This is a genomic window from Nocardia puris, from assembly GCF_003315035.1.
Classification (GTDB): domain Bacteria; phylum Actinomycetota; class Actinomycetes; order Mycobacteriales; family Mycobacteriaceae; genus Nocardia; species Nocardia puris.
Window position 1 is genome coordinate 93,542 of record NZ_QNRE01000004.1, and the last position, 19,140, is coordinate 112,681.

Here is a 19,140-nt window from a genome sequence, read left to right on the forward strand (position 1 = left end):
CTACTCCGGCTTGCGCCCCGCCAGACCGCGCCAGGCCAGATCGTCCAGCAGGTTCACGGCTTCCGCCACTTCGATGCGCCCGCTCGCGACCCGGTCGGCGATGGCCTCGCCCGCTCCGATCACGGCGACGGCGACCACGTCGAAGTTGGTGCCGGGTTCGGCGTGCCTGGCGCTGGATTCGAGCAGCTTCGCGGTGAGTTCGATGACCCGCTCGCGCGCGTTGTCGATCTCGGAGGCGAACGCTTGCTGGCCGATCGCCTGACGGTAGAGCACCTGCCAGGAACGGCGGTTGTGGTCGACGAAGCCGAGGAAGCCCTCCAGCGCGGTGCGCAGCTGTTCGTGCGGTTTGAGTTGCGGGTTGCCCGCGGGCGCCACGGCCTCGATGAAACGCATGCCCTCGCGCTGGATGCAGGCGCGGAACAGTTCGTCCTTGGAGCCGTAGTACAGGTAGAGCATCGGTTTGGAGATCTTCGCCTCGGCGGCGATGGCGTCCATCGAGGTATCGTGGAACCCCTTGCGCGAGAACACCTCGACGGCCGCGTCGAGCATCTGCTGCTCACGAACCGCCCGGGGCAGTCGCTTCGTTCCGCCGGCCATCCACTCTCCTACCGCATGGTGAAGCTTTCATCTTACTCCAAGGTAAGTTAGGCCGGATCGATTTGCCGAGGTGTACCGCGTGCCCGCGTCAGCAGGCCAGGGCGCCCTTGTACTTCCCCATCCGCACGACCGACGCGTCCACCTGCGCGGTGGGCAGCCGACCGTTCGCCACGGCCTGCTCCAGCCCGTCGAGCACCGACGAGACCGCGGTGGTGCTGATCCACAGGGCGTTGTCGGCCCCGGCGACCAGCGCGGCCTCCACGGCCTGCTCGATCCCCATTCGGTCGGTGATCGCGGCCATACCGCTCAGGTCGTCGGTGAAGATCGGCCCGTCGAAGGGTGCCGCGCCGTAGCCGGTGCCCTCCCGCAGCAGGCTCATGACCTGCGGGCTGATGCTGGCGGGCACGTCGGGCGTGGTGAGACCGGGCACGTCGAGGTGGCCGATCATGACGGCTGCGCCCGACCCGATCAGGTTGCGGAACGGCACCAGATCCACGGTCTGCAATTGGTCCAGCGGCGGGGTGCGGACCGCGCCGGTGTGGGAGTCGCCCGACCCGGAGCCGTGGCCGGGGAAGTGCTTCATCACCGTGCCCACGCCCACCTCGCGCATGGCGCGGATGTAGGCGTCGGCGTAGCGGGTGACCACCTCGGGATCGTCGGAGAACGAACGGTCGCCGATGACGGTGTCGTCGGGCTGGCTGCTGACGTCCACGTCGGGCGCGAAGTTCACCGTCACGCCGAGGTCCTTCAGCGCGCGGCCACGGGTGAGGGTGGCCTCGTAGAACTGCTCGGGCGTCATGGTCTGCGCGGTGACGCGGGCCGAGGGGGCCGGGCCGATGAGATCGCGCACGCGCGAGACGCGCCCGCCCTCCTCATCGATCGTCACCATCAGCGGCGCGACGGCCTGGGCTTGGAGCGCGTCGAGGGAGCCGTCGGTGAGCATCGACCGGTCGGTCCATCCGCCCACGAAGATGCCGCCGACCTGCTCGGTGCTCACCACGTTGTTCGCGTCGGCCGCGCCGGTGATGCCGACGGTGAGCAACTGCGCGAGCTTCTGGCGCGGGGTGAAACGCGCGAGGTATTCGGCCGCGCAGTCCCGCGCGGCGGGGGTGGTGGGATCGGCGGTCGCCTCGGTGGTGCCGGGCGTGCCCGTGGGCGATGCGGTGGTGGTGGACGGCGTGTCGCCGCCGGAGCACGCCGTGGCGAGCGCCGCGCACACCGCGAACAGGGCCAGTGCCGTTTTCCGCATGGGATCCCACGGTAGTTCGCGGGCGGAACGCGAGTTCGGACGGGTCTGCCCGCGTGCGCCGGACCGACGGATGCGCGCGCCGGGAGCCAGAGCCCACATGATCGGCTCCGGCGTCGCCCGCGCTCCCGGTTCCTCGGCGAGCGCGCCGGCTGTCCCGGCCCGCATCGCCTGCCGACGCCCGCACATGCTCATCGACCCGATTCCCCCAGTTCAGCGCCGAAATCTCCGCGCGCCGCCGCCGCGTGGGCCGGCGCGAACGGGGTACCCTCGACAACACAACCGCTCGACTCCAGCGGGAGGTCACCGTGCCCTGCGATCTGATGCTCATCGCCTACGACGGTTCCGAGAACGCCAAGCGCGCCATCGAATACGCGGGCCGATTCCTCTCGGCGAACAGAGCCGTGGTGCTCACGGCGTGGGAGCCGATGGTGCGCCAGGCGGCGCGCCTGTCCGGACTGTCGGGCGTCATGCAGCCGGAATGGGTGCCCGACGAGGAGATCGAGGACATCGCCTACGTCGACGCGCGCAACACCAACACCGAGGGCGTGCGGCTGGCCAAACTCGCCGGACTCAACGCCGAGGCGCGCACCGCCGAATGCACCACCACCATCTGGAACGCCATCGTGGCATGCGCCGACGACCTGGACGTCGACATCATCGTCGCGGGCACCCGCGGCGCCACCGGCATCCGCGCCCTGCTGCACAGCAGCGTCGCCGACGCGGTGCTCAAACACTGCCACCGGCCGGTCCTGCTGGTGCCGCCCGGCAAGGAACCGCACCGCTGAGCGCGAGCGAGGCACAGCACACCCATCTCGGCCTCGCCGCCAACGCCATCCGCCGCACCCCACCTGCGATCAGACGTCTCATTCGCGCCTTCCGACCACCTCGGGGAGGGAGCCTGACGACCGACTGTTCGCGGCCACCAGCGCGCCAACAAACACAGCCCGCTTTTGTCCACCCCGCCGCGCCCCGATGAGACGTAGATCGCTCGCGGCGAGCTAGCACAACAATTGCGCTCGTGACCGGCCTATCGTCGGAATCCATGAACGGATTCCTGCTCGCCCAGCCCGGGGCCGTGATGCGCTCGACCGGGAGTGCCGCGGCATTCGACCAGGTGGAGGGGGCACGAGCCGCTCTGCGCGACGGCGCGGGACTCGTCGTCGGCGCGCTCGCGTTCGACCCGGGCAAGCCCGCCGCGCTCACCGTGCCCGAACGCTTCGAGTACACGGCCGGTCCGTGGCGCCCCGCCGCGGTGCCGCCGCTGCCGGAGGTGCGGGCGGTCACCGAGATCCCCAGCCAGGCCGAGCACATCGCGCGCGTCACCAAACTGGTCGAGCAGCTCAACGATCCCGCGCAGCCGCTGCGCAAGGTGGTGGCCGCCAGGGCGGTGCTCGCGGAGGCCGCCGAACCGCTCACCGCCGACCTCGTCGCCGCGCACCTGCTCACCCGGCACCCGCACGCCAACGTCTTCTCCGTCGATCTCACCCCGTCGGGCCGCACGGGCGCGGCGCTGATCGGCGCGACCCCCGAGGTGCTGGTCGCCCGGCACGGCGACAAGGTGACGTTGCGCCCGCTGGCGGGCACGCTGCCGCGCCACCCCGATGCCGAGACCGACGCCGCCCGCGCCGCCGAACTCCTGGCCAGCGCCAAGAACCGCGACGAGCACGCGTTCGTCATCGAGTGGATCCGCGACATCCTCACCCCGGTATGCGCCGAACTCGACATCCCCGACGGCCCCGAACTCGTCGACACCCACGACGTGTGGCATCTGGCCACACCGATCACCGGCCGCCTCGCCGACCCCTCGATCACCTCGCTCGACCTCGCGGTCATGCTGCACCCCACCCCGGCGGTGTGCGGCACCCCGACCGAGCTGGCGCTGGACACCATCAACCATCTCGAGGAGGACCGCGGCTTCTACGGCGGCGCGGTGGGCTGGTGTGACGCGCGCGGCGACGGCGACTGGATGGTCGCGATCCGCTGCGCCGAACTCTCCGCCGACGGCCGGTCGCTGCGCGCGCACGCGGGCGGCGGGATCGTGGCGGCCTCCGAGCCGCGCGCCGAACTGGACGAGACCTCGGCCAAGCTGCGCACTTTCCTGGGCGGGCTGAACTGCGCCGTGCCACAGGACTGAAACCGCCACGTTTGTCACCTAGCTCACGCCGGGGTGGTTTCATGCGGTAGGTTGACCCGGAATACGCCCTGCTTCGATGTATTGGAGTGCCGTAATGAAGTTTGCTGTTCCTGGTGTTGCGAGCGCGGTCGTCGGCGCCGTGCTCGGTGCGATCACGGTGTTCGCGATCACCGCCGCGGTGCAGCAGAACAGCCGCCCCGACATCGATCGCAGTGGCGACGCCGACTCCTCGCTGCTCAACAGCGTTGAGTACGGCAGCCGCTGAGCCGCTGACCCCAGACCTATCCGCCGACTCGCTCGGCACACCCGGCGCGGTCCCGGCTCGGCCGGACACCGCGCCGCTCGGTAGACGGTGGTTCGCCGCGACCGCGGTCGTGGCGTTCCTGCTGACCTTCCTGCAGGCGCCCGGCCTGACGGTCGCCGACACGAAGTACGACCTGGCGCAGAATCCGCTGGGTTTCCTCGACCGCGCCTCGCACCTGTGGAACAGCCTGGCCCCGATGGGGCAGGTGCAGAACCAGGCGTACGGGTACTTCTTCCCGCACGGCGCGTTCTTCTCCGCCGGTGATCTGCTCGGGCTGCCCGCCTGGGTGACGCAGCGGATCTGGTGGGCGCTGCTGCTGCTCGCCGGGTTCTGGGGGATCATCCGGCTCTGCGAAACGCTCGGCATCGGCACGCGCGGGTCGCGCATCGTCGCGGCGATCGCGTTCACGCTCTCGCCGCGCGTCCTCACCACCCTCGGCTCCATCTCCTCGGAGACGCTGCCGATGGTGCTGGCGCCGTGGGTGCTGCTCGCGCCCGCCGCGCTGGGCAACGCCTATCGCAAACACACACGGGGCGGCGCGGATTCACCCGCCGGAAGCGCGCTGGCACTCGCGCTGATGGGCGCGGTGAACGCAGTCGCGACCGTCGCCGCGTTCCTGCCCGCGCTGCTGTGGTGGGCCTCGTACAAACCCGATCGCCGCTGGTGGCGGTTCACGCGGGCGTGGGTGCCGCTGCTGGTGCTGGCGACGTTCTGGTGGGTGGTGCCGCTGCTGCTGCTCGGCCGCGTGAGCCCGCCGTTCCTGGATTTCATCGAGTCGTCCGGTGTGACGACGCAGTGGGCGTCGCTGGCCGAGGTGCTGCGCGGCACCGACAGCTGGACGCCGTTCGTGTCGCCGGAGCGCATCGCGGGCGCGGTGCTGGTGACGCAACCGGCCGCGGTGCTGGCGACGGGGTTGATCGCCGCCGCGGGCATGGCGGGCCTGGCGATGCGGTCGATGCCGCACCGCGGGCGGCTCGGGCTCATCCTGATGGTGGGGCTGGTCGGGATCTGCGCCGGTTACGTCGGGGAGCTGAGCGGGCCGTTCGCCGATTCGGTGCGCGTGTTCCTCGATTCCCAAGGCGCGCCGCTGCGCAACGTGCACAAACTCGAACCGCTCATCCGCATCCCGCTGGTGCTGGGCCTGGCTCACCTGCTGGCGCGGGTGCCGCTGCCCGGATCGGCGCCGATGGCGCGGTGGCGCGAGGCCTTCGCCCATCCCGAACGCGACAAGATGGTGGCGCTGGCCGCGCTGATCCTGACGGCGCTGGCGCTGGCGACCTCGCTGGCGTGGACCGGCAAGCTGGCGCCGCGCGGCGCCTACGACGCGGTGCCGGAGTACTGGCACCAGACGGCGGACTGGTTGCGGGACAACGCCTCCGACACGCGCGCGCTGGTGGTGCCGGGCGCCCCATTCGGCAGTCAGGTGTGGGGCCTCACGCGCGACGAGCCGTTGCAGGCGCTGGCCACCACGCCGTGGGCGGTGCGCGACGCGGTGCCGCTGAACCCGCCGGGCACGATCCGGGCGATGGACTCGGTGCAGCGGTTGATCGCCGACGGCAGGCCCTCGGCCGGACTGGCCTCGACGCTGGCCGAGCAGGGAATCGGCGTCCTGGTGTTGCGCAACGACCTCGACCCGGAGACGTCGCGGTCGACGCGTCCGATGCTGGCGCACCGGGCCGTCGAAGGGTCGCCGGGATTGACCAAAGTCGCCGAATTCGGTGCGCCCGTGGAAGCTTCGGTGGTCGCCGACGGCCTGGTCGCCGACGGTGATCTGCGGCCGACCTATCCGGCGGTCGAGATCTACCGGGTCGATCCGGCGGCTCCGGGTGTGGCGGATGTCGAAATACTCTCCGGCACAGGGGCTCCCGAGTCGTTCCCCGGTGCGTACACGGTGCCGCTGTCGTCGGTGCCCGTCGTGCAGGGTGGGCCCGAGGTGCTGGAGCGGCGCAACCGCGACGGTTCCGCGCCGCACCCTTCGCTGCTCGCGGCCGACGCGGCGCGGGCCGGGGTGCCCGTCGGGGCGGTGACCGTCACGGATACGCCGATGAACCGGGAGGCCGATTTCGGCCGCGTCGACAACCACAACTCGGCGCTGCGCTCCCCCGACGACGCGCGCCGCACCCACAACCTCGTCCCGGACTACCCGGTGGACGGCGCCGAACTCGTGCAGGGCGAATGGTCCGGCGCCACGGTCACCGCGTCGAGTTCAGCGGCCGACGCCACCCAGCTGGGCGGCGCCGCGCCCGGCAGTTCGACCGCCGCCGCCGTGGACGGCGATCCCGCCACCTCGTGGATCAGCAACGGCGCGGAACGCGCACTGGGACAATGGCTTCGGCTCGATCTCGACGAGCCGGTCGGCGTCGGGCAGCTGCGGTTCACGGTGAGCGGAGCCGCCATCGGCGATCCGGTGCGCTGGGTGGAGGTGCGCACCAATAACGGCAGCACCTCGGTGCGGGTCACCGAACCCGGTGAGCCGCTGTCGGTTTCGCTGCCCGCCGGAAAGACCGACTGGGTCCGGATCACGGCGACGCGCACCCGCGACGGCAGTGGCGGCGGACAGTTCGGCATCAGCGAACTGGAGCTGTTCGACTACACCGTCCGCGACGCACCGGAGCGGGTGAACATCCGGCACCGCACGGTGCTGCCCGCCACGCCGGACGGCGCGCAGGTTCTCGGCTGGGATCTCGGCCAGGAATTCCCCGGGCGCAGTGCGTGTTTCGATTCGCCCGACCGCGTGCGGTGCCACAAGGGCCTGGCGCTCTCGGCCGAGGAGCCGGGCAAGTTCGAACGCACGCTCTCGGCGCCCGCGCCGATGGCCGTCACGCCCGAGCTCACCGTGCGCACCCGGCAGGGACCCGCGCTGGAGGCGCTGCTCACCGATCCGGAGCGGCCGGTGGCGCGCGGACAGTCCGACGTGGGAGATCTGCGCGGGTCGGCGTTCGCCGCGACCGACGGCGATGTGCGCACCACGTGGACCGCGCCCGAGGACACCGCGCGCAACGCGGCCGGCGCGAAACCCACACTCACGCTGGAACTTCCGTCGCCCACTCTGGTGACCGGGATGGAGATCACGCCCTCGCTCGGCGGGCTGCCCGCCCCGCCCGCGACCGTCGCGGTGAACCTCGGCAACGGTCCGCAGGTGCGCGAGGTGGACGGGCCGACCCGGATCTCATTGTTCCCCACGGTCACCGACCGCATCGAAATCAGCGTGCAGAGCTGGCATTCGGTGCTCGACCGCACCGCGATCGGGTTCACCCTCACCCAGCCCACCGGCTTGGCCGAGGTGTCGGTGCTCGGGCCGGAGTATCCGGCGGCGGCCTTCGATCGCGAACTCACGGTGCCGTGCGAACTCGGCCCGACCATCGCGCTCGGCGGACAGGTCGTCCGCACGTCGGTCACCGCGACCGTCGAGGAACTGCGTTCGGGTGCACCGGTTTCCGCTCGGGTCTGCGATCCGGTGGAGCTGCCTGTCGCGCAGGGCGCGTCCGACGTGGTTGTCGCCCCGACGGAACTGTTCTCCGTCGACCGGCTGCGCCTGAACAGCACCGCGCCGGCCCCGCCCGTCGCGGCCGACGGCACCCGAGTCCTGGTGCTGCCGTTGAGCACCAACGTCGGATGGGAGGCGCACACCGCCGACGGACGCGCCCTCGACCCGATCGTCATCGACGGCTGGCAGCAGGCGTGGTTGCTCCCCGCCGGCGTCGAGGGCCCGATCACCGTGTCGTTCCCCGCCGACCGCTGGTACCGGCTCGCCATCTTCGGCGGACTGCTGCTCGTGCTACCCCTCTTCTACCTCGCGATTCCGCGCCGTGGACACCCCGCCGCCGAACACCCCGTCCGCACCTGGGGCACCCGCCCGATCGCCGCCTTCGGCCTGCTCGCCACCGCCACCATCATCGCGGGCCCCGTCGGCGCGGGCCTCACCCTCGCCGGCCTCGCCGCCGCCCACTTCCAACCGCACCGCACCGCCAAATCCCTTGCCGCGGTAGCGGGCCTGTTCACTGCCCTCAGCATGGCCGCCCTCTCCACCGGGCCCTGGCGCGCGCCCGGCGGTTACGTCGGCGACTCCCTCTGGGTGCAGTTGCCCGCGCTGATCGCGGTGGTCGCCGTGGGGCTGGCCGCCCTTCCGCGGCGGAGGTGAAAAATGGCGGTAGCACCATCTCAGGTCACGTGATCGACCGGCATCGCACCGTCGACGACTGCTTCGGTCAGTACACCACCATTCAGTGCGGCCATTGGCGTGGCCCCATCCAGATACGCATTGGGGCTACTCCACCATCGGCCGGTACGCCACGGCTCTTCCTTCGCATTCAACTTCGAATTGGCATACTCGGCAACAGGTTTGATGCACCCCTCGGTCTTGTCCAGCTGAAATACCGGAAAGCGGTAGGTGGAGCCGACGGGAAACCCGAGCAATCTACTGTGGGAGCGCGCGTAACGCACAGCGCTGGTGCGGCGTTTCGAATTCGCCCGAGTATCAATGACAAGACCGACATCAGACGTGCCGACGCACTCGAATCGTTGCAGTAGTTCGCGGTGTTCAGCCAGCAGCGGATCGGGTGGCGGGACGTATCCCTCGGTCCATATCGGCTGCTCTTCCCAACCGGGCGGGCAGCCGATACGACCGTCCGGCTGCCCGGCCTCCGCGAGTCCGGACCGAATCAGTTCCACGGTACGAACACGCCAGCGGGAACCACGATCGAGTTGACATGTGAGGTAGGCGAGTACAGCCAGCGACGGATAGATCCGCGAAACGGAACGCACTCCGGCGGCGTGTGCGAGATCCGGCACCACCTCCAGCCTGCTCAGCTGGTCGGTCATGTTCTTGTTCCACAACCGCACATGGTGAGCACAGGTGTTGCGCACGTAGGAGAGGTGAGTCACCCACTTCGCGAATGCCGCACCATCACCATCGCAGTTCGCGTCGTAGACGCCGAAGCCGGCGGCAATGATGTTCTTCTGCTGCGGCTTCATGCCACCGAGCACTGTCGCCAGTCCTCCGAACGTGAGCAGCTCGGTAACCACCCAGATGGGTAGCGGCATTCCATACTTGCGCTTGAAGTGATCGACGAACTCTTCTTTCGACCGCTTCTCCAGATTCCGAACATTGGTCAGCCACTTCACGTGCTCGCTCTCGAGCCACAGCCCGTTCCCGGCAATGGGATTCGTCCCGACCACGCGAGTGAACGAGCTGTCGAACACTGCCGGGTCCAGGTGCGCGAATGCGTGCCCGGCGCCGAGGGTATAACCGAGTTGGACACGTAGCGCGACCTCGACGCGTTCGAGGGCATCCAGCACGTGCAATCGCAATCGGCGATCGAACTCGTACAGAGCCAGAACACGATCGAACGTAGTGCCGGGGAGGAACAGATCGCCCGGCTCGGTCTGAGCACTGTCAGCGGAAGGTGCACGAAAGATGTACCAGTAGCCGCTCAACCGGTAGTAGCCGATTCTCCGGAGCGTATCGATCGCCGAGCGACGGTCGGGGATGTCCATCCCCCGATCCGACAGCAACTCGACTTGCTCCGCCAGCGTCTTGAACGGCTTGTCGTACGTCGTCATGCCACCCCCTGCCTGATCCGAGCGCTCCTCGACGAGCGCTGTCCTCGGTCACCCCTGCTAGACTGAACTCACATGGCCGACCGTCCGCTCCCGCACCAGGGAGGGACGGTCGGTTCTCTTTATCTCTGTCTATTCGGCGTTTTCTCGAGCAGCGTCTCTGAGTTCGCGAAGGCTCTTGCCCGAGCGAACGTGTAACCAGTTCTGCCAGCCGTCGATCTCGGTGCCGACAAGGTCCTTCAGCGCAGGTGACGGTGTGCTGTAGCGACCACGCTCGGTCTTGATGTACCCCGTGACCGTGACCTCTCCGGTGAAGATCTGGCCTTTGCGGACCCGCTCGTGCCGAAGTTCGTCGCCCCCCTGAACCAGCCCCGCGCGCAGGAGTGGCATAAGCCTGCCGACCCGCCTCGGCACTGTCGGCGCCGGAGGCACAGGCTCGGCCTGCTCGAGCAGCACACGACGAAGCACGTCGTTCGGAAGTTCGAACCCACTCCGAAGACGAACGAGCGCTTCGTACACGTCGTCGTCGACCTCGATCTGGTGGAACCGCACCGACATCCTTCAACTAATCGTGGAAAACTTTAAGTTCTTGCAGATTAACGTCAGGCAGTGGTGAACGCAACCGGAATGCGTCAGGCACAGCCATGCGCAGTTCGGCCCTGCGGAGGCACCGTGCGCATCCGGCCCGAGTCCGGTCGACGCGGGTGTGAGCACCGTGACCCCGAAACTCGGTCGACGGATCGCCCGTCCTCGGGTTATGGTCGATCTCGTGCAATACCTCTTCTTCCTCTGAGAGCTCCGGGCCCGCATCCGCACCGGCGGATGACGTGCGGCCCCGCATCGATGTGCCCTCGCGCGGTGCGCGCGCATTCATCGACCAAGGCACACCCCGTGATTCCCGCCGTGGATGGCGTGTGCCCGGAGGAAGACATGAACACCACTCGTATTCGGCCTGCCCGTGCGCAGGCGCAACTGTCCTGCTCGAATATTCGCGTCCGGCGCGGTGAGCGCACCGTGCTCGACGGCGTCGATATGACGGTGTCGCCGGGTTCGCGGTGGGCGATCGTCGGGGAGAACGGGCGCGGCAAGTCCACGCTGCTGCACGTGCTCGCCGGGCTGCTCGCTCCCGACGACGGCGTGGTGCGGCGCGTCGGGACGCTGGCGCTCGCCACCCAGGAGATGCCCGACCACGACGAGCGCACCGTCGGCGACGTGATCGACGAGCACCTGGCCGACGCGCGCGAGGCGATGCGCGGGCTCGACGCGGCGACCGAGGCGATGGCCGAGGGCCGCCCCGGCGCGGACGAGCAGTACAGCGAGGCGCTCGACCTCGCGCAACTCCTCGACGCCTGGGACGCCGACCGGCGCGTCGACGTGGCGCTGGCCGGGCTCGGCGCGGTCGCCGACCGGGCGCGGCCGCTGGCGACGCTGTCGGTGGGCCAGCGGTACCGGGTGCGGCTGGCGGTGCTGCTCGCCGCGGGCGACGACTTCCTGCTGCTGGACGAGCCGACCAACCACCTCGACCGCGCCTCGCTCGACTTCCTCACCGCGAGGTTGCGGGCGTACGCGGGCGGTGTGGTGGTGGTGAGCCACGATCGGGCGCTGCTCTCGGATGTCGCGGAGACGATTCTCGATCTCGACCCGACCCGCGACGATCGCCCGCGCGTCTACGGCGGCGGGTACGCCGGCTACCGCGACGGCCGCCGCGCCGAACTGGAACGCTGGGCCGACGAGTACAAGCAGCAGCAGACCGAGCACACCCGGCTCGCGCAGGATCTGTCGTCGGCGCAGAACCGGCTCGTCAGCGGATGGCGGCCGGACAAGGGCACCGGCAAGCACCAAAGAGCCACGCGCGCAGGATCTCTGGTGCGCGCGGTGCACCGCCGCCAAGACGAGCTGGAACGGCATCGCATCACCGCGCCGCGCCCGCCGCAGCGGTTCACCATGCCGGAACTGCCGGAGCGGGCCGGTGTCACGGTGGTGCGCGCCGAGGAGGTCACGGTGTCGGGCAGATTGCCCGAACCCGTTGAGCTGTCGTTGGATTCGGGCGATCGCCTGGTGATCAACGGACCGAACGGCGCGGGCAAATCCACATTGCTCGCCGTGCTGGCCGGACTCGTCGAACCCACCGCGGGGCAGGTGCATCGGGCCCGCAGGTCGCGAATCCACTTGCTGCGCCAGGAATCCCGGCATCCGCTGCGCCGTCGCGCCCGCGAGGTCTACGAATCACACGTGGCGGAGCTGGTGACGGCGGGCATCCTGCCGGAACACGAGACGGTCGGCCTGTCCGCGCTGGGCCTGCTGTCCTCAGCGGAGACGAACAAGCCGGTCGGCGACCTCTCCATGGGCCAGCAGCGCCGTCTCGACCTGGCCTGCGCCCTCGCCACCCGCCCCCACGCCCTACTCCTCGACGAACCCACCAACCACCTCTCCATCCAACTCGTCGACGAACTCACCGAGGCCCTGCGCGCCACCCCCGCCGCCGTGGTCGTAGCCACCCACGACCGCCAACTCCACCGCGACCTCTCCGACTGGCCCGTCCTCGACCTCTCCACCCGGGAGGTGTCCCCCGCCCGAAACTGACAACGGCGCCGGGCCGCCCGAAGCGACGGCCCGGCACCGCGCAAACCCCCGTGGTCAGGGGGCGGGGTCCGGGGTTGGTGCTGAGGGTTTGCGGTCGAAGCGGCGGGCGAGGCGGCGGGAGGGTTCTTCGATGAGGGCGTAGCTGGCGGCGGCGAGGGGGAGGGTGATGGCGATGGTCAGGAGCAGGACGTAGGGGAAGTTGCCGCGGAAGGGGAGGATGCCGAAGACGGGGAAGACGATCGACAGCACCACCAGGTGCCAGAGGAAGATGCCGTAGGACCAGCGGCCGATGGTGAGGGCGAGCGGGGATTCGAGCAGGCGGTGGCGATGCTCGCCGAGGACCAGCGGGGCGAGCAGGCCGAAACCGATGAGCGCGCCGAGGCCCATCTTCGCGGCGTACTGCCACGGTTCGGCGCGGGTGAGGCCGCCGGGGCCGCTGAGTTCGGTGGCCGAGAGCAGAAAGGCGGTCAGGGCCATACCGCCCATGAGCCACCGGTTGCCGCCGATTCGCCGCCAGAGTGATAGCGGTTGCGCATCGAAAACGAGTTCGGCGAGCAGCATGCCCGCCGCGAACCAGGGCAGGTACCCGGGCAGCCAGTTGTCGGCGTTGATGGCGTCGGGCGTGGGCACCGGCAGGAAATTCCAGACGAGGCTGACCACGCCCAGACTCAGTACGGCCGGGATACGCAGTCGCGCGGACTCGCCGCGCAATCCCACGACCGCGAACGCGAGCAGCGGCAGCACCAGATAGAAGGCCACCTCCACCGCGAGGCTCCACATCTGGGTGAGGCCGTCGGTGAGCGTGAGCGGGACATAGATCTGGAGCAGCGCCAGATTCGACACCCACACCCGGATGCCCGCGGTGTCGGCCGCGTTCGGCAGCAGGATCAGCGCCGCGCACACCACCGCCCAATACGCGGGCAGGATGCGGGCGGCGCGATGGCGCAGGTAATAGCCCGTCGACGGGGCGGTTCCGGCTCCGCGCGCCGCCGCCGCGTGCGGGCGCCACAGCAGGAACCCCGACAGCGCGAAGAACACCGCGACCGCCATATCGAAGCGCTCCCAGATCGCGCCGAGCACCGGAGTGTTGGACGCGCCGGTCTGGAAGGCCACGTGCGTGAGCAGAACGCCGAGCGCCGCGAGCCCGCGCATCCCTTCGAGCGCGGGCAGGAAGGCGCGCGGCCGTGCGGGCGCGTCGACGGTTCCGGCGGGGCGGGTGAGGGTCATCGGGAACAAGTCTGCCCTACGAGAAATCCAGTGAGAACTACTCGTTTCACTTTTCGCGCTAAACTCGGGCGATTTCTGGTCGGAATCCGGCCTCGGCACGGCATGGTACGGCAAAGGACTGTTAGTGTCGGGGCTCACGAGTGCCGCGGCCTGCCCGCAGTACTAGCCGGACCGACCGTGTTCTATGACGAGGAGTGTTTGCATGGCACTGAGTGCCGGTACCAGAAGGACGGTGGCCTGCCTGCTCGTAGGTCTCGGCGCGTTGCTCATCGTGGTAGCGCTGATGATCCCGACCTACACCGTCGACAAACTGGCCAAGACTCCTCTCGACCTCGAGATCACCACGATCGCGAACAGCGTGCCCGGCGAAGAGAGCCTGGTGCTGGACTCGCGGTCGCTGACCTCCCCGGAGGGCTCGGCCAGGGTGGACACCGACGTCCCGCTCATCTCGCAGCGGTTCCTCACGGTCGAAGAGCCGTCGAACGCCACCGAGATGACGGTCCAGGCCGGTCAGACGCTGCGCCGCATCGACAGGCAGGGCGACACCGGCCTGCTCACCGCGAGCGTCGACCGCGTCACCATCGACCGCAAGACCGGTGAACCGGTGGCCACCGAGCCGAACGGTTCGATCGCGGTCAATGTCGATCCCCAGACCATGGAGAGCATCGCCGACCCGGTGCAGCACGTCGGTCTGCAGTACCGCTTCCCGATCGGCACCGAGAAGAAGTCGTACCCGTACTTCGACCTGAACGCGCGGTCCACCAACGACATCGACTTCATCGAAGAGACCGAGGTCAACAACACCAAGGTCTACCTGTTCCGGCAGACCGTCCCGGTGACCAACCTGTGGGACGTCGTGCAGGCGCCCACCAACCGCCTGAGTCTGCCCGCCAACAAGTGGGGCCTCGAGGGTGAGGAGCCGGTCACCATGTACCGCTTCTACACCAACGTCCGCGAGGTGTGGGTGGAGCCGCAGACCGGCACCGTCATCAAGGGCGGCGAGCACCTGCACATCTTCTACGGCCGCAGCGCCGAGCAGCAGGATGTGACCGCGCTGAAGTCGCACCTGGTGTTCGACGAGGCGACGATCGAATCGCAGATCGCGGTGGCCAAGGACAATATCGACCGCCTGTCGCTGTTCGGCCGCGTGCTGCCGATCATCCTCGGCGTGCTCGGCGCGATCCTCGCCATCATCGGCGTGCTGATCGGCGTGCGCGGCGGCGGCGCGACCACCCCGGCGACGCCGGCCCGCGGCGGTAACTTCCCGCCCAGTGGTGGTGCGGCCCCGCCCCGTTCGCCCGCACCGCGCGGCGCGGATGACGCACCGACCGAACAGATCAAGGTGCAGAAGAATCTGTAGCGCGGATCTGTAGTTCAGCGGAACGGCTCCCCTGCCTGATGGTGGGGGAGCTGTTTTGTGTTTGGGGTGATCGCCGCGCGGGATGCGGAACCCGAAGAGCGATAACGCCGGCGGCGGGTCGTCACCTGGCGCATATCCACCTCACTACCTGGGTCAGGTTGTGAGGTGGGGTTTCTCGGCGGCGCGGAGCACGGTTCCGGCGACGATGACCGTAGTCACGGTGGCGACGGAGACGGCCGTGACGATGAGGGTGGGCACCGTGCGCGCGAAGGCGATCATCAGCGCGACCTCGACGGCGAGGCCGAGCCAGGCGAGGGCGGCGGTGGCCGTGCGGTCGACGGCGATCGCGGACAGCACCGCGCCTTGCAGGACGGCCAGGACCGCGCCGTGCAGGGCGAACAACCACAGCAAGCCCTGGATCGGGGCGTAGTCGCGTCCGGCGAACAGCGGCGCCAGCGGTGCGGCGAGGGCGGCGCCAGCCACGGCGAGCACGCCGATGCCGGAGAGCACGGCGAGTGCGTCGCGGATGGCGCGGGCCGAATGCGCGGGCTGGGCCATGCGCGGGTACAGCACCACGCCCACGGCGGCGGGCAGCCAGAAGGCGATCTTGGTGGCGATGGCGCCGAGGGCGTAGCGGCTGGCGTCCTCGTCCTCGAGCACCATGCGCACGACGATCAGGTCGGCGGAGGAGAGGGCCATGAGGGCGGCCTGGAGTTGCGCGGCGCGCAGGACGGGGAGGACGCCGGTGCGGTGGTCGGCCCGGGTCGGCTCGGCCGCAGCGTCGGCGACGGCAGCGGTGTGCCTTGTAGTGGACCTACGGGTTCCGTCCGCGCGCGCACCGCCGGTCTCGTGCTGCGTTACCTCGCCGGGCCGGGTGGTCGGTGCGGATTCGCTGGGAACCGGTGCGCCATGCTCACCCTCGATGTGAGACCGGCCCTCGACGGCTTGCCGTGCGTTTTCGTGGGACTGTCCCTCGACGGTGTGCGGTGCGTTTTCGCGGGACTGCCCCTCAACTGCGTGCCGTCCGTTTTCGCGGGACTGCCCCTCAACTGCGTGCCGTCCGTTGTCGCGGGACTGCCCCTCAACTGCGTGCCGTGCGTCCGCGGCGTCGCGGCTCGCGAGGGTGCGGGCGAACAGGGCCGCGCCGCTCAGTCCGAGGGCGGTCGCCCACAGCGCCGGGGCGGCGCCCGCGCCCATCGCGAGCAGGGCGAGGGCGGGCGTCACGCGGGCGATGCCGGCCGCGCCGAGCACGATCGCCAGCTCGCGGAAGCGCCGATTGCCTTGCAGGATGCCCTGTTCCCCGGAGAGCAGCACGAGCGCGGGCGCGGCCGCCAGCGCACCCGCGCAGGCGAGCACACCCACGTCCAGCGCGACCGTCACGACGGGCACCAGCACCACCGCGACGGCGGCGACCATCGCCGCGCACCGCCACTGCAACCCGCGCAGCGCGGCGGTATCGGCACCGCGCACCCGCTCGCGCGCGACCACGTTCTGCAAGGCGAGAGCGGGCACCGCGCACAGCAATTGCACGGCGAGCAGACTGGCGAACTCGCTGTAGCCGCCGACGCCGAGCCACCGCCCGGCCAGCAACTGCAACAGGTACCCCGCCACGTTGGCGGTCATGGCGCCTGCCGTCACCAGCGTCAGGTCCGCCACCACGGGAGGACGACGGACCACGGACATCCCGCAATGGTCCCACCCCGATGTGAAACACCGCCACACGGGCGGGGTACTCACCGAGGGGCGGGCCCAGCGCGTGCCGGTTACTCGCGCCGAGTGAACACAGTGCGAGCCGCCCGCACCCGACTCGGGTCGGTCGCGGCCGGCCGCCACCTGGTCGCGGTTCACCACGCGGACCGGAGATCGTGGAGTGGTCCCGATTCGGAGCCGGATTCGACCTCGACTAACGGACACCCCTGAGGAGTGAGCCCGTGAGCTCCGCCGCATTCGGAAATGCTGCCCGCAACCTCGCCCACGCGATGCGTGCGGATCGGCACGTGCGGGGGTGCTCGATCCGGGGACGCCGTCGCGTGGTCAGTACTCGACTGTGTGGAATACGCATCCGGGGGCCCGTGGAGTGTGGGATCGCCGGAGTGAGGTGGCTGTCGGGGTGTGCCGGAGGCGGGGCGTCGTAGGGTGGGCTTCCGTGAGTGACGGCGGCGGGGTTCGGGAGCGGGTTGTCGCGGCCGTGTACAGCGCCGCGCTCGCCCTGCTGGTGGTGGGGCCGCTGCTCGGTCCGGGGTATCTGCTGTTGCGCGACGCGGTGAGCACACCGCGCTCGTATCCGACGGATTCGGCGCTGGGGTTGGGCGACGCCGCGCCGCGCGCGGTCCCGCAGGACGGTCTGCTGGCGGCGGTCTCGACGGTGGTGGACGGCGGGATCGTGGTGAAGGCGATCCTGGTCGCCGCGCTGTGGGCCGCCGGGTACGGCGCGGCGGTCCTGACCCGCGAACTGCTGGGGGCGCGCCTGGCAGCCCAGCTCGTCGCGGTGACGGTCGCGGTCTGGAACCCCTACGTCGCCGAGCGCCTGTTGCAGGGCCACTGGAGCCTGCTCACGGGCTACGCGGCCCTGCCGTGGATCGTGTTGGCGGCGTATCGGATTCGCACGGGCGGACAGAGCGGCAATCCCGACCGCGACAGGTCACCCTTCCAAGCATCGAACCCGACGCACACACGAAGCGGTGAAAACGCCGACAGCGCACCGAACATCGCGGATCAGAGCCGCGAGCAGGGTGATCGGAGCCGCGCCCGGGGCTCCGAGTCGAAGGGGCCGCTCGCGGTCGGGGAGCACACTTGGCGCGCGTGGGCGATGCTGGCCGGCGCGCTCGCGGCGGCAGGGCTGACGCCGACGGGGGCGCTGCTCGCCGGGGTCACGGCCGCCGTGACGGTCGGGTGGCGCAGGCTGCCCGTTTTGGTGGCGCTGGTGGTGGCGGCGTCGGCGCCGTGGTTGGTGGCGACCGCGCTGTCCGGCGGGGGCGCGGAGCCCTCCGATCCGGCCGGGATCGCCGCGTTCGCCGCGCGCGCCGAACCCTGGCTCGGGACGCTCGGGTCGCTGGCCGGGCTCGGCGGCATCTGGAACGGGGACGCGGTCCCGGATTCGCGCACCACACCCATCGCGTTCCTCGCGACCCTTCTCCTGCTCGCGGTGGTGGCGGCCGGTGTGCGCACTGTGCTCACCGACGGCGCGCGCGGGCGGGACAGCCTCGCCGTCCGCCGCGCGCTCGTCGCGCTGGCCGGTGCCGCCGTGGTGCTGCCCGCGCTCGCCGCCACCGGGTGGGGCATGGCGGCGATGGAATGGTTGGTCGTCAACGTGCCGGGCGCGGGTCTGCTGCGCGACACCCAGAAGTACGTGGCGCTGGCCGTACCGGCGTACGCGCTGTGCGCCGCCGCGGCCTGCGGGGCGCTCGCGCGGGTGTTGTCCAGCGCTGATGACGTTGCGCCGCAACAAGATCGCCCGAGTCGCGGGAGCCTCGCCCTGATCGCGGCCGCGCTCATCGCCGCCGTCATCCTCCCCCTGCTCGATCTGGCGTGGAGCGTCGGAGGATCACTCCGTCCCGTCCGTTATCCGGCCGGATGGGAGTTGGTCGCGCAACGCGTCGACGCACCCGGTGACGTCGCCGTCCTCCCGGCCGGCATGTTCCGCAAGTTCCCCTACACCGGCCCGGCACCGGTCCTCGATCCCGCGCCGCGCATGCTCCCGAACGACGTCCTCCAGACCGGCGAACTACCGGTCCGAGGGCGCACCGTCGCGGGTGAAGGCACCCGCGCCCGCGAGGTCGAAGATCTACTACTGCGCGGTGGTGACGCGACCGACCTGGCGGCGCTGGGCGTGGGCTGGGTGCTGGTCGAGCGCACCACGCCGGGCCCACTCGGCGACTCGGAAGCCACTCTGGCCCAGCTGAATCCGGCCTACACCGACGATCACCTCGCTTTGTACCGGGTCCCGGGTGTCGTCACCGACGATCACGTGACGCCGGTACGTCGCTGGACAGCCATTGCGGCCCACCTGATCTGGGCCGCACTGCTCCTCGGCGCCCCGGTCGCCGCACTGGTTCTACGGCGAAGGCCACGCTGAATCCGACCACACAGCCGGGCCGAATCCCACGCCGCGCCTTGGCCCGCGAACC

Annotated in this window: 13 protein-coding genes; 7 read left to right on the forward strand and 6 right to left on the reverse strand. The window is 70.2% G+C overall.

Annotation, left to right across the window (positions count from 1 at the left end; translation table 11 throughout):
* Both DFR74_RS13540 and DFR74_RS13545 read right to left on the reverse strand, forming a co-directional pair.
* Entirely contained in the window at positions 1-597 is a 597-nt protein-coding gene (locus DFR74_RS13540) for a TetR/AcrR family transcriptional regulator (protein ID WP_067503510.1), read from the reverse strand.
* Between the two features lie 88 nt (positions 598-685).
* Positions 686-1,846 carry a glycoside hydrolase family 3 N-terminal domain-containing protein gene (locus DFR74_RS13545; protein WP_067503986.1) on the reverse strand — a complete coding sequence of 387 codons (1,161 nt, stop codon included), beginning with the start codon at positions 1,844-1,846 and terminating at the stop codon, positions 686-688.
* A gap of 305 nt (positions 1,847-2,151) precedes the next feature.
* On the opposite strand from DFR74_RS13545, the gene DFR74_RS13550 reads away from it, so the two are divergent.
* The 4 genes from DFR74_RS13550 to DFR74_RS13565 all read left to right on the forward strand — a co-directional run bounded on the left by DFR74_RS13550 (position 2,152) and on the right by DFR74_RS13565 (position 8,425).
* Positions 2,152-2,631, forward strand: a complete 480-nt coding sequence (locus tag DFR74_RS13550) for a universal stress protein (protein ID WP_113975122.1) — start codon at positions 2,152-2,154, stop codon at positions 2,629-2,631.
* Positions 2,632-2,888: 257 nt separating this feature from the next.
* Positions 2,889-3,980 carry an isochorismate synthase gene (locus DFR74_RS13555; RefSeq protein WP_067503507.1) on the forward strand — a complete coding sequence of 364 codons (1,092 nt, stop codon included), beginning with the start codon at positions 2,889-2,891 and terminating at the stop codon, positions 3,978-3,980.
* A 94-nt stretch (positions 3,981-4,074) separates the two neighbouring features.
* Positions 4,075-4,245, forward strand: coding sequence for a DUF2613 domain-containing protein (locus DFR74_RS13560; RefSeq protein ID WP_084537321.1), 171 nt, complete (start codon positions 4,075-4,077; stop codon positions 4,243-4,245).
* A 4-nt stretch (positions 4,246-4,249) separates the two neighbouring features.
* Complete coding sequence (locus DFR74_RS13565; RefSeq protein ID WP_113975123.1) at positions 4,250-8,425, forward strand: alpha-(1->3)-arabinofuranosyltransferase domain-containing protein; 4,176 nt, start codon at positions 4,250-4,252, stop codon at positions 8,423-8,425.
* A gap of 20 nt (positions 8,426-8,445) precedes the next feature.
* Here the strand turns inward: DFR74_RS13565 and DFR74_RS13570 are convergent, their stop codons facing one another.
* Both DFR74_RS13570 and DFR74_RS13575 read right to left on the reverse strand, forming a co-directional pair.
* A complete protein-coding gene (locus DFR74_RS13570) occupies positions 8,446-9,846 on the reverse strand; it encodes an Abi family protein (protein WP_067503504.1) in 1,401 nt (466 codons plus the stop codon).
* Between the two features lie 129 nt (positions 9,847-9,975).
* Entirely contained in the window at positions 9,976-10,395 is a 420-nt protein-coding gene (locus tag DFR74_RS13575) for a restriction system modified-DNA reader domain-containing protein (protein WP_147265823.1), read from the reverse strand.
* 378 nt (positions 10,396-10,773) lie between these two features.
* Here DFR74_RS13575 and DFR74_RS13580 point away from each other — a divergent pair, with 378 nt between their 5' ends.
* Positions 10,774-12,426, forward strand: a complete 1,653-nt coding sequence (locus tag DFR74_RS13580) for an ABC-F family ATP-binding cassette domain-containing protein (RefSeq protein ID WP_067503977.1) — start codon at positions 10,774-10,776, stop codon at positions 12,424-12,426.
* 54 nt (positions 12,427-12,480) lie between these two features.
* Here the strand turns inward: DFR74_RS13580 and DFR74_RS13585 are convergent, their stop codons facing one another.
* Complete coding sequence (locus DFR74_RS13585; RefSeq protein WP_067503498.1) at positions 12,481-13,653, reverse strand: acyltransferase family protein; 1,173 nt, start codon at positions 13,651-13,653, stop codon at positions 12,481-12,483.
* Positions 13,654-13,855: 202 nt separating this feature from the next.
* On the opposite strand from DFR74_RS13585, the gene DFR74_RS13590 reads away from it, so the two are divergent.
* The gene (locus DFR74_RS13590) at positions 13,856-15,013 is read left to right on the forward strand and encodes a PorA family protein (protein ID WP_067503495.1); all 1,158 of its coding nucleotides are present in this window, start codon (positions 13,856-13,858) and stop codon (positions 15,011-15,013) included.
* A 153-nt stretch (positions 15,014-15,166) separates the two neighbouring features.
* Here the strand turns inward: DFR74_RS13590 and DFR74_RS37105 are convergent, their stop codons facing one another.
* Positions 15,167-16,696, reverse strand: coding sequence for a polysaccharide biosynthesis protein (locus tag DFR74_RS37105; protein ID WP_232331623.1), 1,530 nt, complete (start codon positions 16,694-16,696; stop codon positions 15,167-15,169).
* A gap of 463 nt (positions 16,697-17,159) precedes the next feature.
* Here DFR74_RS37105 and DFR74_RS13605 point away from each other — a divergent pair, with 463 nt between their 5' ends.
* A complete protein-coding gene (locus DFR74_RS13605; protein WP_067503491.1) occupies positions 17,160-19,088 on the forward strand; it encodes a hypothetical protein in 1,929 nt (642 codons plus the stop codon).
* Positions 19,089-19,140 lie beyond the last annotated feature (52 nt).

What these genes read in the sequence shown, in the direction of transcription:
- DFR74_RS13540 (WP_067503510.1), bottom strand. Translation starts at nt 597, where the DNA reads ATGGCCGGCGGAACGAAGCGACTGCCCCGGGCGGTTCGTGAGCAGCAG.
- DFR74_RS13545 (WP_067503986.1), bottom strand. Translation starts at nt 1,846, where the DNA reads ATGCGGAAAACGGCACTGGCCCTGTTCGCGGTGTGCGCGGCGCTCGCC.
- DFR74_RS13555 (WP_067503507.1), top strand. Translation starts at nt 2,889, where the DNA reads ATGAACGGATTCCTGCTCGCCCAGCCCGGGGCCGTGATGCGCTCGACC.
- DFR74_RS13560 (WP_084537321.1), top strand. Translation starts at nt 4,075, where the DNA reads ATGAAGTTTGCTGTTCCTGGTGTTGCGAGCGCGGTCGTCGGCGCCGTG.
- DFR74_RS13570 (WP_067503504.1), bottom strand. Translation starts at nt 9,846, where the DNA reads ATGACGACGTACGACAAGCCGTTCAAGACGCTGGCGGAGCAAGTCGAG.
- DFR74_RS13580 (WP_067503977.1), top strand. Translation starts at nt 10,774, where the DNA reads ATGAACACCACTCGTATTCGGCCTGCCCGTGCGCAGGCGCAACTGTCC.
- DFR74_RS13585 (WP_067503498.1), bottom strand. Translation starts at nt 13,653, where the DNA reads ATGACCCTCACCCGCCCCGCCGGAACCGTCGACGCGCCCGCACGGCCG.
- DFR74_RS13590 (WP_067503495.1), top strand. Translation starts at nt 13,856, where the DNA reads ATGGCACTGAGTGCCGGTACCAGAAGGACGGTGGCCTGCCTGCTCGTA.
- DFR74_RS37105 (WP_232331623.1), bottom strand. Translation starts at nt 16,696, where the DNA reads ATGTCCGTGGTCCGTCGTCCTCCCGTGGTGGCGGACCTGACGCTGGTG.